At 54.6% G+C, this 11,556-nt stretch carries 14 protein-coding genes; 6 read left to right on the forward strand and 8 right to left on the reverse strand.

Annotation, left to right across the window (positions count from 1 at the left end):
- Nucleotides 1–41: 41 nt before the first annotated feature.
- Genes ACTG39_RS12340 through ACTG39_RS12360 form a run of 5 tightly spaced genes read right to left on the reverse strand, consistent with a single transcriptional unit; the run spans nucleotide 42 to nucleotide 4,010 of the window.
- On the reverse strand, nucleotides 42–314 hold the full coding sequence (locus ACTG39_RS12340; RefSeq protein ID WP_439107868.1) for a DUF2160 domain-containing protein: 273 nt from the start codon (nucleotides 312–314) through the stop codon (nucleotides 42–44).
- The gene (locus ACTG39_RS12345; protein ID WP_439107869.1) at nucleotides 311–1,135 is read right to left on the reverse strand and encodes a carbohydrate ABC transporter permease; all 825 of its coding nucleotides are present in this window, start codon (nucleotides 1,133–1,135) and stop codon (nucleotides 311–313) included. Before ACTG39_RS12345 ends, ACTG39_RS12340 begins: the two co-directional genes overlap by 4 nt.
- Nucleotides 1,128–1,997 (reverse strand): carbohydrate ABC transporter permease, encoded by an 870-nt coding sequence (locus ACTG39_RS12350; RefSeq protein WP_439107870.1) that lies wholly within the window; start codon nucleotides 1,995–1,997, stop codon nucleotides 1,128–1,130. Before ACTG39_RS12350 ends, ACTG39_RS12345 begins: the two co-directional genes overlap by 8 nt.
- Nucleotides 1,984–3,054, reverse strand: a complete 1,071-nt coding sequence (locus ACTG39_RS12355) for an ABC transporter ATP-binding protein (protein ID WP_439107871.1) — start codon at nucleotides 3,052–3,054, stop codon at nucleotides 1,984–1,986. The genes ACTG39_RS12350 and ACTG39_RS12355 overlap by 14 nt, the downstream gene beginning before the upstream one ends.
- Entirely contained in the window at nucleotides 3,054–4,010 is a 957-nt protein-coding gene (locus ACTG39_RS12360; protein WP_439107872.1) for an ABC transporter ATP-binding protein, read from the reverse strand. The genes ACTG39_RS12355 and ACTG39_RS12360 overlap by 1 nt, the downstream gene beginning before the upstream one ends.
- Nucleotides 4,011–4,241: 231 nt before the next feature.
- On the opposite strand from ACTG39_RS12360, the gene ACTG39_RS12365 reads away from it, so the two are divergent.
- Nucleotides 4,242–4,655 (forward strand): PaaI family thioesterase, encoded by a 414-nt coding sequence (locus ACTG39_RS12365; protein WP_439107873.1) that lies wholly within the window; start codon nucleotides 4,242–4,244, stop codon nucleotides 4,653–4,655.
- 59 nt (nucleotides 4,656–4,714) lie between these two features.
- Nucleotides 4,715–5,107: a VOC family protein gene (locus tag ACTG39_RS12370; protein WP_439107874.1), complete on the forward strand. Its 393-nt coding sequence runs from the start codon at nucleotides 4,715–4,717 to the stop codon at nucleotides 5,105–5,107.
- A 97-nt stretch (nucleotides 5,108–5,204) separates the two neighbouring features.
- Here the strand turns inward: ACTG39_RS12370 and ACTG39_RS12375 are convergent, their stop codons facing one another.
- Complete coding sequence (locus tag ACTG39_RS12375) at nucleotides 5,205–5,753, reverse strand: DUF2058 domain-containing protein (RefSeq protein WP_439107875.1); 549 nt, start codon at nucleotides 5,751–5,753, stop codon at nucleotides 5,205–5,207.
- A 201-nt stretch (nucleotides 5,754–5,954) separates the two neighbouring features.
- On the opposite strand from ACTG39_RS12375, the gene ACTG39_RS12380 reads away from it, so the two are divergent.
- A complete protein-coding gene (locus ACTG39_RS12380) occupies nucleotides 5,955–7,697 on the forward strand; it encodes an isocitrate/isopropylmalate family dehydrogenase (protein WP_439107876.1) in 1,743 nt (580 codons plus the stop codon).
- Complete coding sequence (locus ACTG39_RS12385) at nucleotides 7,694–9,475, forward strand: carboxylesterase/lipase family protein (protein WP_439107877.1); 1,782 nt, start codon at nucleotides 7,694–7,696, stop codon at nucleotides 9,473–9,475. The genes ACTG39_RS12380 and ACTG39_RS12385 overlap by 4 nt, the downstream gene beginning before the upstream one ends.
- A 10-nt stretch (nucleotides 9,476–9,485) precedes the next feature.
- On the opposite strand, the gene ACTG39_RS12390 is transcribed toward ACTG39_RS12385, so the two are convergent.
- On the reverse strand, nucleotides 9,486–9,611 hold the full coding sequence (locus ACTG39_RS12390) for a hypothetical protein (protein ID WP_439107878.1): 126 nt from the start codon (nucleotides 9,609–9,611) through the stop codon (nucleotides 9,486–9,488).
- Nucleotides 9,612–9,714: 103 nt separating this feature from the next.
- Between ACTG39_RS12390 and ACTG39_RS12395 the strand changes: the two genes are divergently transcribed.
- The gene (locus ACTG39_RS12395) at nucleotides 9,715–10,494 is read left to right on the forward strand and encodes a transglutaminase-like domain-containing protein (RefSeq protein WP_439107879.1); all 780 of its coding nucleotides are present in this window, start codon (nucleotides 9,715–9,717) and stop codon (nucleotides 10,492–10,494) included.
- 24 nt (nucleotides 10,495–10,518) lie between these two features.
- On the opposite strand, the gene ACTG39_RS12400 is transcribed toward ACTG39_RS12395, so the two are convergent.
- Complete coding sequence (locus ACTG39_RS12400; RefSeq protein WP_439107880.1) at nucleotides 10,519–11,001, reverse strand: FKBP-type peptidyl-prolyl cis-trans isomerase; 483 nt, start codon at nucleotides 10,999–11,001, stop codon at nucleotides 10,519–10,521.
- Nucleotides 11,002–11,148: 147 nt separating this feature from the next.
- On the opposite strand from ACTG39_RS12400, the gene ACTG39_RS12405 reads away from it, so the two are divergent.
- Nucleotides 11,149–11,556 (forward strand): saccharopine dehydrogenase NADP-binding domain-containing protein (locus tag ACTG39_RS12405; RefSeq protein ID WP_439107881.1); only part of this gene is annotated, 408 nt, incomplete at its 3' end.

An 11,556-nucleotide genomic window follows, 5' to 3' on the forward strand; every position in this document is an offset into this window, starting at 1 on the left:
GGTGACATGTCCCGAGGTTACGAGCGCTCAGTATAAAGAGCTTAGCCCCAGCGCATAAGTAGTGCCGCCCACAGCACGGAGAACGCCGAGGCGACCACAAGCCCGTCTGTAAGCAGACCAAGCCACAGCAGGTGGATGAAAGCAGCGCTCAGAAGACTGATAAAAAATCGATCGCCGCGGGTTGTCGCGAAGGGTAAGAAGCCGCTTTCACGGACTGTGGGACGAAGCAGCTCCAGCAGGGTGAGAACAACAAGCGCTGCGGCAATGCTTCCAAAGAAGATCGCCGTGGGCGTAGTCCACGCCATCCAGCTCATGACACTCGTCCCAGAGCAAAGCCCTTCACAAGATCCTTGCGCACAAACCAGACCACCAAAACCCCCGGCAGTACCGTTAGAACCCCGGCAGCGGCCAGCACGCCCCAGTCTATGCCCGAAGCACTCACGGTTCTGGTCATCACGACGACTATTGGTTTTGACGACGCTCCGGATAAGGTGCGGGCCAGTAAGAGCTCCACCCAACTAAACATAAAGCAGAAGAACAGCGTCACACCAATTGCTCCGCGATTGATCGGTAAAAACACACGCACAAAAAAGTACAGAAAACTGTGTCCGTCGATCTGAGCCATTTCGTCGAGCTCTGTGGGCACGCCCGAGAAGAAACCTTCCAGAATCCAAACGGACAGAGGCACGGTGAAAAGGCAATGCGCCAGCGCGACCGCAAGAGGCGTGTCAAAAAGACCGACGGCAGAATAGAGCTGAAAAAACGGCAGGAGAAATACTGCCGGTGGTGCCATGCGGTTTGTCAGCAGCCAAAAGAACAGCTGTTTGTCGCCAAGGAACCGGTAGCGAGAAAACGCGTAAGCAGCGGGGATCGCCACCGCCAGGGAGATGAGCGTATTGATCGTGACGTAGCTTAGAGAATTGATGAAACCCTCATACCAAACCGGATTGGAAAAAATCTCGGCAAAGTTCGCTAGCGTTGTTGTCGGGGGAAGGAAGGAAAATTCACCAACGATATCGGCGTTGCTGCGCAGTGACATGGACAGGAGCCAGTAGAGCGGCAGTAGTAGATACACGCCGTAGAGAATGAGTATCCCGCGACTGATCCCCGGTCTATTTGTGGTCAGCCTATTCATCGTCACTTCGCACCACGCTGGTGTAGAACACCCAGCAAAACAGAAGGATGAATAGAAAATAAATGACGGAAAATGCTGCTGCGGGCCCCAGGTCAAACTGACCCACGGCCATCGTCGCCAGATGTTGGCTAAGCATCGTAGTCGCGTTCCCGGGACCACCACCGGTAAGTACAAAGGGCTCTGTATAAATCATAAAGCTGTCCATGAGCCGGAGGAGTACGCCAATGATCAGTACTCCGCGCAGCCTCGGTAGCTCCACGTAGCGAAACACCTGCCAACGACTCGCACCGTCCAGCTCGGCAGCTTGATAGAAGGGTCCCGGAATAGATGTCAGCCCCGCAAAGGACAGCAAGGCAATGAGCGATGTCCAGTGCCAGACATCCATCGCCACGAGAGTAAGCCAGGCGTGCAGCGGCTCAGCGGTGTAGTTATAGCTGATCCCCAGAGCATTGATGCTCCACCCCAGGAGTCCAATGTCGGACCGGGCAAATACCTGCCAAATGGTACCCACGACGTTCCAGGGTATGAGAAGCGGTATGGCAAGCAGTATTAGTATCAGGGAGGTGAAACGACTGTCCTTGGGTATCCCTTTGGCGACAGCTACACCCAAGGGTACCTCGATGGCTAGTATGGTGAGGCTGAAGACCACCTGTCGAAGGAAGGCATCGATGAAGCGTGGATCGTTCAGTGTCTCCCGATACCATTCAAATCCTACGAAGAATCGAGAGTTGAAGTCGAGAATGTCCTGTACGGAGTAGTTCACGACGGTCATCAGCGGGATGACGGCGCTGAACGCCACTACCAAGAGCACGGGGAGTACGCCCAGCCAAGCACGATTGTTTTGCGGTTTAAAGGAACTCAATGTCTCTCACCTTGCGTTGCTCACTGTAGCCAACGCAGCGCGTCAACTGCACCTGCAAATGGTCCCCAATCTTTAGCGTGCTTTGTGGGATTTCGCCCTGTATGACTACTTCGCCGTGTGCCGTTGCCACGGCCACTAGTCCAAAGGGCTTTCCCTGTTGTGCTCCCTGAATGCGTGTACGCAACACTTTGCCGCCGATGACGCCGGCGCTAGAACCATCACTAGGCGTGGCGGCTTCAGAGCTTTTAGCAAAGTCGGGAGCCACCCACTCGGGCCGAAAACCTGCTCGCTCCACGCCGCTGATTCCCAATGCTTCGGCAGCTACGAAGTTCATTCCGGGGCTGCCGACAAAGTGCCCGACAAACTCATGAGTCGGAGATAAGTACAGCTCTTGGGGCGTGCCTGTTTGCACTATGCCGCCGGCGGAGAGTATGGATACGCGGTCAGCAAAGGTAAGGGCTTCCGTTTGATCGTGGGTGACGTAAATCATGGTGACTTTCAGATCGGCCTGCACGCGACGCAGAGTTTGACGCAAGCGCCACTTAGTCCGTGGCTCCACTGCCGTGAGAGGCTCGTCGAGAAGGACCATGCTCACGTCGGGCCCCACCAGAGCCTTACCCACAGCAACCAGCTGTTTTTGGAAAAGCGAAAGAGTTGCCGGCTTATGAGAGCGGATGTCTTCAATTTCCAGCTCTTTACAGATGTAGTCGATCCGTTCCGCAATCAGCTGCCGCCCTGCTTTACGGGTCTTGAGCGGAAAAGCCAGATTCTCAGCGACGCTTAAGGACTCGTACAACACGGGGAACTGGAAGACCTGAGCAACATTCCGCCGTCGCCCGGAGAGCTCAGATACGTCTTCGCCGTCGAAGCGAAGACTGCCGGAAGTAGGCGCCAGGAGTCCGGACAGAATATTGAGCAGTGTTGTTTTTCCTGCGCCGCTGGCACCGAGGAGCGCATGGGCCTCGCCGTTGGCAATGGTCAGCTTGAGATTAGATAGCGTTTCGTCTGCAGCGCCGGGATATCTAAAACTCAAATCATTGAGACTGATATCCGCCATCAGAACTGCACCACGTCACGTTCCGCAGCGCTGACTTGGAGTGTTTGCCCAATTTCCGGAGATAACATGCCGCTGTGACGCAGCACCCAGTCATTGCCCTCTACCCGGCCGTGAACATAGGACTCGCTGCCGCTGGTTTCGTAAGCACTCACCTGCATGCCAAAGCTTAAGGCTGTTGTAGAGGCATGCTCCGGCTCAAGATAAAGGTGCTCCGGTCGCAGCGCACAGGCTTTGCCATCGCGTTGAAAGCGGTTGATGTCCGGGTCAGCCAGCAATGCCATAGCTTTAAAGGAGTTGGGATTTTGGTAGACCTCCAGAGGTGGACCAGACTGAACTTTCTGACCTCTGTCCAGGAGCAACAGCTGGTCACCCAGGGTAAAAGCGTCTCGCGGGTCGCTGCTCGTGTAAATGACGATGGTGTTGGAGGCGTGAAGGAGTTCACGGAGTTCTAGTTCCAAGGCCTCGCGTAGTTTGAAATCCAGGTTAACGAGGGGTTCATCCAGCAGTAAGACACGGGCTTCTTTTGCCAGCGCCCGAGCAATGGCCAAGCGCTGTTGCTGGCCCCCGGAGAGCTCACTGGGATAACGCTCAAGGAGCGCCTGAATGTGCAGTTTTTCTGCCAGTGACGCTACCGTGCGGCTTAGAGTGTCGCCATTGGCCTTTTGGGCTCTCAGCGGTGAGGCAATATTTTCAAAGACCGTAAGGTTGGGATAGTTCACGAAGGCTTGGTAGACCATGCTCACGGGACGCTGTCGCGGATTCAGCGAATCTAAGGATGCACCGTCGAGATGGACTGAACCCAGAGCTCTGGTATTTAAGCCCGCTATCAGCCTGCACAGGTCGGTTTTGCCCGACTGGTTGGCTCCCAGGACCACGGAGATTTCTCCCGGTGCAAAACTGTGAGCGAACTGATGCTCTCCATCGGGCTTGAGAGAAATATCGCTTAGGCTGAGCATGCGCGCTTTTGCTTATCAGTCACGTGTTAGTTCTTTTTGTCAGATGCGCGATGCTACACGCTGCAAGCGCTCTCCACCACGGTGCAATCGCTCTGCAATGCGCAGGAGCTTATCGACATTATTTGAAAAAGTGCGATCATGCCGCGCAAGAAAATTCACCGTATAAAGGATTGAGCTCATGGGCACACTGAGTAAGACGATAGGGGGCGACAACGTTTGACTGAGCCGCCGGTGGGATTTGAGTCACTTATCCGCAGTAGTCCTTATCTTGAGCTACTCGGGCCTTTGTACAGCAGCCGGCGAGGCAAAAATCTTGTGTTGGGATTCTACGCCCAAGAAAAACACTGCAATGCAAGGGGCCTGGTGCATGGCGGAGTGTTTAGCAGCGTGGCCGATGTCGCCCTGGGTTATAGTGCGGCGCTGTCGGGGAAGGAGCCTGTCCCCATGGTGACAGCCAGCTTGAATGTCGACTATGCGGGTTCGGCCAAACTCGGTGATTGGATAGAGGTACATACCGATGTGCAGCATGTGGGGCGTCGTATGGCCTATGCCAACGCCTATTTCTCCGTCGACGATAGACGTATTGTGCGCGCCAGCGCAGTGTTCAGCGTGACAAGCGCTGATTCATCGAAAAAGTCCGACTGAGCCCCAAGAGCAGGGCGTCTAGTCATAAGAACATTCATTGAAGTAGAGGAACGAGCAATATGTTGAACCACTTGATGATCGGATCCAGCGATATTGAGAAGACCAAGGCCTTTTACAATGCTGTCCTTGGCGTGCTGGGAGCGGGGGACCCCATCGAGCACACCAATGACACGGGGCAGAAACGCCTTTTTTACATACATGACGGCACTACCTTTGGTATTAGCGAGCCCATTAATGGCGAAGCGGTAACGACTGCGAACGGCTCTACCATTGGCTTTCTCTGCAATTCGCCAGAGCAGGTCGTGGAGCTTCACGATGTTGCCGTAGCTAACGGTGCGGTCTCGGTAGAAGACCCTCCCGGACCGAGAGATAGCAGCATGGGTGTGATGCACTTGAGCTACTTTTTAGATCCAGACGGCCACAAAATTTGCGGTATTCATCGTCCTGGTTAAGAACTGATAGCGGATGTGGCGGGTACCGTGCTCGTCACATCACTTGTCTCCTGAGTACCCCCGCTTTGTCTACTCTGGCTCCGCGCTCACCACTCACTCACCACATAAGATCGTCGGGAATCTCATAGTCTTTGTACCAGTCACTCTCTTCGCCATCTAAGGCTTCGGCGGTCTCCTGAGCACAAAAGATAACTCGTTCGTGATCTCGTTCAGCGATTTTGTTGGCAACTTCTGCGGGTATTAACTCAAAACCCTCAGCGATTTGTGCGATAGCGATCTTACCGGCGGCAAACAGCTTCTGCTGTAGCCCTGACACGTACAGTTTCTTTATCTTCTGTTGTGAGGTGAAGTTGAAGCCTATGTCACCACCCTGACGATCCAGCTTGTTTTGAGTGATGAGTTGCACGATCTGCGCCTCGATAGCCTTGCGTTGGGCTTCTGCGTTTAGCGCTTGATTGAGTTCTCGGTCTCGAGCTGCTTTTTCGTCCCGCGCTTGCTGGGCCGCTAGCTTCACCTCGTCTACCACGGCAGTTCGAGATTTCTGCGCTGTGCGCTTTTGTTTGCGCTTTTCTTTGTCCAGCTTCTTCGCGGTTTTCGCGTCGCTGAGGCCGGCATTAAGTAACTGGTCTTGCAGTGATCCGGCCATTGTCGTCTCCTGTTAGAGGGCTCGCGATTGAGATGTTCACTTTGCGCAGGGAAAATACCGCTCGTGCCGGTGTTTTGCAAAGAGGCCGGGGGCCAAAAAGCCTTAGACACCAGTGGTGTTAGATCTGGCCGCAGCTTAGAATTGCAGCCCTGCGCGTCGGTGAACACTCGACGCAGAGCAATCTCTTTAGGAGCGTAAATCGTGAGTACCAGGATAAAAGTCGAGAAGCCCTTAGTCATTCTTCACGGCGATGAAATGGCGCAGATTGCCTTCGAACGTCTTCTAGAGCAGTTCGTTACCTCTCGGCTCGATATCGACCTTCTGGAGGTCGACTTGTCCGCTGAAAAGCGCTTCACGAGCAATGGTCAGGTTGTTTTAGAGGCCATTGACGCTTTAAAAGAGCACGGAATAGGTATCAAGAACGCGGGCATGACGGTCAATCGTAGCCAGCTTGATGACTTGTTGGCGAAGTATCCCGACATCAAAGAACCAGAACTCGACAAGCTGGCAACTAAATCTCCCAATGGTGCTATTCGTAAGGGTATTGGCGGAAACATCACCCGGGAAGATATTGAGTTTGAAAATCTCACCAGTGTCCGCCCAGACTGGGTAAACCGTGATATCGAGGTGGATACCATGGATAGCGGTGGCCTGGACTTCAGTTATAGCGAGCTCTCCAACGCCACCGGCGTGGCCAAAGTTATGTTCGTGGGGAGTAGTGGTGATCCCGTTGAGCTGCATAGACGCACCCTTAAGAAGGGTGACCCCTGGATGTTGGCGAACAATAGTCTGGAGGAAGTAGAAGCCTGGGCGCATCGGTTTTTTCAGCGGGCTCTGGACGAAAAGCGCGATATCTACCTGGGCCTGAAGGACACCGTGGTGCCCGGTTATGACGGTGTCATGCGTGCGGCTATCGAAGCAATCTATGAGAGTGACTACAAGGATAAGGTGGCTGCTGCGGGTCTGAGCTACCACTACGAATTGATTGACGCGCAGGCTGCTCGCATTGTTTCTAATCCGCCTGAGAGAGCGCTGTGGGGCGTGCCAGACAATGTCAGCGGTATGAAGCTGTACAAGCTTGTCCAGCAGCTTAAGCATTATGGCTTGCCGGAACGTAAGGCAAACGTTTCTATCTCGCGCATGAGCGCCGGCGGGGGCGATCAGTACGGCAGCTACAACACGCCCGCGCCCGAAGATGGAATTATCAAGGTGGTGATGGACGGCGTAGAAAAGCATGCACGAACCGTCAAGGCTAATGATCCCATCCTGTTTATGTCTAACGATCGTGATGCCATCAAAGATTGGGTGAAACAGGTATTTCGCGACGCGTCCCTGTACAAAAAGGAAGTGTACTTCGGTCTAAAGCGAGAGTTTGTTAACTACGATGAGGTCTACAGCTCGATTATTCTCGAGATTCGACAGGAGCTGGCGGCACTGGATACGCCACCTCCCTCGTTTATGATCATGCGGCCGTCCCGGCAGTTGAGCAAGATGATTTGCGATCCGCCGCGCTGGGGCTTGTACCCGGCACAAAACCTCGATGGCGATATCTTTTCGGACATCTCGGCGGCACTGGGGGGAAGTCTCGCGACGGCCAGCTCCGTCATCAAGAGTAAGGATGGCACGCTTCTGTATGAAGCACCGCATGGGACGGCTCACGATCTGTACCTGCGCTACATCGAGTCCGATGGAAAAGAGGCAAACTTTAATTCATCGGCGCTGATTTTTGCCGTGGCCAATGCTTTGGAGGAGCTCGCTCGACGGGAGGGTAATCGGGCGCTGACGGATTATGCCCTGGCGTTGAAAAAAGCGTTGATTGACACCGTAGCCCAGGGAACCATTACCGGAGATCTCAAGGGCAAAACCCTCGATCCGGACAAGGAAAACGTTGTGGATATGTACGGTTTCCTCGACGCTATCGAAGAGAACCTCAATCTGCCATGAAGTATTTTCTTCTAGGGCTTTATGCCGTGGTTTTCCTCGGATGCTCAGCGCCGCCGGCTAAGGAGGTGGTGGGAACGCTTGTATCCACGGACAGCGGTCAGGTGCATGGCGTGAGCAGTGATCATCCGGTGGTACGGTGGAAGGATATTCCTTACGCGCAACCTCCTGTAGACGAGCTACGCTGGCGAGCACCTCGACGTCTGGCAGTGTCCCAGGAGCGCCTATACCCATCAGAGAGCGACATACTGTGCCCGCAGGAGTCCGGCGAGATTTCCGGTACGGAAGAAGGCGCCATTGTCGGGCAGGAAGATTGCTTATACCTGGACGTGGTCGCGCCCCTGGACTATGCCACGCGAAGCTATCCCGTCATGTTCTGGATTCACGGTGGCGGTAACACCTCAGGTCAAAAAGGCACCTACGATTACTCGGCCCTGGCTGCGCGCGAAGAAGTCGTCGTCGTAACGATCAATTATCGCCTGGGGCCCTTGGGTTGGTTTACCCATCCCTCATTGCAGGACGCTGCCCAGGGACTCGATGCGAGCGGTAATTTTGGAACCCTGGACATAATCGCAGCGCTGGAGTGGACGCAAAGAAACATTGCGTCCTTTGGTGGAGATCCTGCAAACGTCACGATTTTTGGCGAGAGTGCCGGAGGCCGAAACGTTTACAGCATGTTGGTATCGCCCCTGAGCGAGGGTTTGTTCCACAAAGCGGTGGCGCAGTCGCCGACACTTCACAGTTACTCTCCGCAACAGGCGTATAACGCAGACAACGAGTTTCCCAGCATCAGCCGGGGCTCCTGGCAGGTGGTAGGTGAACTGGACAAGGACAATAGCACCGTGAGCGCTGAGGAACTGCGAGCGCTTCCCGCGGACTCGCTGCTGTCAGCGTACTTCGGCATTTACAAGGATCATGCGGAGCCGCTCATTGTCGGTGATGGTGAGGTTATACCCCGGGAAGGACTGTTGGCCGCCTTAGGGGACCCAAAGTACGCGAAAGATGTTCCGGTGATTGCGGGCTCGAATCGCGATGAGGTGACGCTTTGGTTAGGTCTGAGCCGCTATTTTGTCGATGCCGATGATGTTCTCTTTGGCGTCCTACCTCCCAAGCTGCGTATTCGTGAGCCTGAGCTTTTCCGCTACTGGGTGGAACAAAGGGGCCGAGGCTGGAAGGTGCGTGCTGTGGATCAAGCGTTAGTGAATCTTGAGGCCGCAGGTTATCGCGACCTGTTTGCCTACCGATTTGACTGGGATGAGCAGGCAGACAACTGGTTTGTGCCGTTTTCAAAGGTTCTTGGTGCCGCTCATGCCAGTGAAATAGCTTTCGTGATGGGGGCTCCCATGTACGGTTCCGTAGGTGAATACATGTATCCCGATACGGATTCCGCCGAAGCGATGACGCAAATCATGATGAGTGCCTGGGGTGAGTTTGCGCGCACAGGACGACCGGGACGGGTCAAAGAGCTAGCGTGGCCACAGTTTTCCGGCGCCAACCCAGAGGTAATGGTTCTGGATGCCGGCGAGGACACCGTGCGAGTGCTTCGGGACAGTCCCGGGTTAGATGGTCTCTTGGAAGATGTAGCGACAACGCCGTCTCCCTTGAGCCCGCTTGAAACCTGCATGCTGGTTTGGGAGTTGCTGACAGCTGTTGGGGATGCGGCCTACGAAGAGTATCAGCAGTGGAACGACGGCAGCTGCGCACCAGTGGACGTTCCTGCCGAGAAGGCTGCGGTACGAGCGGTGCTCACCCAGGAGTACGGGTCTCCCACTGTGTTTTAGCTCCGTGCTCTTACCCTTCAGGTTCTGTCCACACGGTGAGTTCGTTGCCGCTGGGTTCCGTAAAGTGGAAGCGTTGACCGCCGGGAGAATAATATAGCGGCTTGATGATTTTGTTGTTTGCGATGTTTGTATTCATCGCTCTCTCCATTGCCCCGACACTTCCAAAACAGTATTAGCTGTAGCCAGCATTTCAAGCCATACTCTGTGAAGAAGCCTCTCAAGATACAAGGAAGTCGGACTTGATACTCCAGATAGATGTCCAGTTGCACTACGCGGTTCAGGCGGAGACGGACATTATTCTGCAGATCACCGTACCAAGTTTTGCTGACCAACAATTGCTTAGTGAGGAAATGATCCTGAGCGACACCTTGCATGAGGGCTCTGTTCTTGGGGAGGAGCGCTTTGGTGAACGCAGGCTGCTGCACATTGAGAAAGACTTTGAATGTAGCTACCAGGCTCGCGTTGAGATCGATCGCCCCCTGCTGGATATAGCGCAACTTCCCGCCGTTGCCCCCCACAAGCTGCCCAATGATGCGCTTCGCTATCTCATGCCCTCGCGGTATTGTCAGTCCGATGAGCTTCAGAGCTTTGTGGAGGCCGAGTTTGGCGATAGCGGCGGGGGAGAGCGCATAGCGCGTCTGCGGGACTGGATTTTTGAGCGATTTCGCTATTGCGCGGACAGCAGCAACAGCCAAACAACCGCTATCGACACCTTTGTTCACCGCCAGGGCGTGTGTCGTGACTTTGCTCACGTGCTCATTGCCCTGGCTCGAGCTTCATCTATTCCCGCTAGATTTGTGAGCGCCTACGCTCCCTACGTAACACCGCAGGACTTTCATGCTGTGGCCGAGGTCTACCTTGATCACACCTGGCATCTTGTGGATGCGACAGGCATGGCGGCATCCAATCAGATAGCGCGCATTGGCGTGGGTCTGGACGCCGCTGAAGTGTCTTTTCTTTCGAGTTTCGGCCCCATCACCTTTCAGAGGCAGTCCGTTCAGGTTCTGGTCGAGGAGTAGCCTCCTCGAGTAGCGCTTAGGCGCCTAGTGCTGATGGCCTCCCGGGCCATGAACGTGGCGATGGGCAATTTCTTCGCTCGATGCTGGGCGAACCTCGAGAATTTCTATGTCGAAAACGAGATCCTGCCCGGCCAGGGGATGGTTCGTGTCCAGGTCGGCGCTGAACTTACCAGCTTTGATGACGGTCGCCGGGCGTTGGCCATTTTCCGTATTGACTTGCACGACAGTACCCGGCCGGAGCTTGCCTTTGAAAAGCAGGTGCTTCACGGGTATCCGCTGCTGGCGCTTGGGGTCTCGCTCTCCATAGGCATCCGCCGCTTTCAAACTGACGCTGAATACGTCGCCCTCGGTCTTACCCGCCATGTTCTTTTCGAGGCCAGGCAGAATGTTGTTGGCACCGTGCAGATAGGCGCTCGGTGTGCCCCCGCGGGAAGTCTCTAGTTCTTGATTCTCTTCATTACATAACGTGTAGTGGAAGATAGCGACGGTATTACGTTCTATATTCATGGTCAGGGGATCGCCAGAGAGTGGGCGAGGGATTACAGGCCATATCGGCAGCGCAGGCAAGCTTTGTCAGGGATTTTTGTGCTCAGATGAACTAGCCGTGATTCTAAGGCGTAATCTTTCCTATGTTTTCATCAATGTGGAATGTTCATGACGGCGCCTAAGAAATTTGATCTTCTGCTCTACGGAGCCACTGGGTTTACGGGGAAGCTGATCGCTGAGTATTTAAAAGACCACCCCGATCTTCGTGGGCGCCCCTGGGCCATAGCGGGTCGCAATGAAGAGAAGCTGGGCAGGCTACACGAGGCTTTGGGCAAAGATGATCTGCACCTCGTCGTTTGTGATCTTGATGATAGGGCGGCCGTAGATGCCATGGTGAAGTCCGCGCGGGTGGTTATCACCACCGCGGGGCCGTATTCAACGCACAACGGAGAAAGCCTTTTAGGTGCTTGCGCTCGCGAAGGTGTTCATTACTCGGATCTCTCGGGCGAAGGTTTTTGGCAACGAGAAATGATAAATGCCTATCACGAGGTGGCGGCTAAGAGTGGCGCAAAAATT

The organism is Congregibacter sp., from assembly GCF_965662665.1.
Classification (GTDB): Bacteria; Pseudomonadota; Gammaproteobacteria; order Pseudomonadales; family Halieaceae; genus Congregibacter.

What these genes read in the sequence shown, in the direction of transcription:
- ACTG39_RS12355 (WP_439107871.1), bottom strand. Translation starts at nt 3,054, where the DNA reads ATGGCGGATATCAGTCTCAATGATTTGAGTTTTAGATATCCCGGCGCT.
- ACTG39_RS12345 (WP_439107869.1), bottom strand. Translation starts at nt 1,135, where the DNA reads ATGAATAGGCTGACCACAAATAGACCGGGGATCAGTCGCGGGATACTC.
- ACTG39_RS12385 (WP_439107877.1), top strand. Translation starts at nt 7,694, where the DNA reads ATGAAGTATTTTCTTCTAGGGCTTTATGCCGTGGTTTTCCTCGGATGC.
- ACTG39_RS12400 (WP_439107880.1), bottom strand. Translation starts at nt 11,001, where the DNA reads ATGAATATAGAACGTAATACCGTCGCTATCTTCCACTACACGTTATGT.
- ACTG39_RS12390 (WP_439107878.1), bottom strand. Translation starts at nt 9,611, where the DNA reads ATGAATACAAACATCGCAAACAACAAAATCATCAAGCCGCTATATTAT.
- ACTG39_RS12360 (WP_439107872.1), bottom strand. Translation starts at nt 4,010, where the DNA reads ATGCTCAGCCTAAGCGATATTTCTCTCAAGCCCGATGGAGAGCATCAG.
- ACTG39_RS12370 (WP_439107874.1), top strand. Translation starts at nt 4,715, where the DNA reads ATGTTGAACCACTTGATGATCGGATCCAGCGATATTGAGAAGACCAAG.
- ACTG39_RS12375 (WP_439107875.1), bottom strand. Translation starts at nt 5,753, where the DNA reads ATGGCCGGATCACTGCAAGACCAGTTACTTAATGCCGGCCTCAGCGAC.
- ACTG39_RS12340 (WP_439107868.1), bottom strand. Translation starts at nt 314, where the DNA reads ATGAGCTGGATGGCGTGGACTACGCCCACGGCGATCTTCTTTGGAAGC.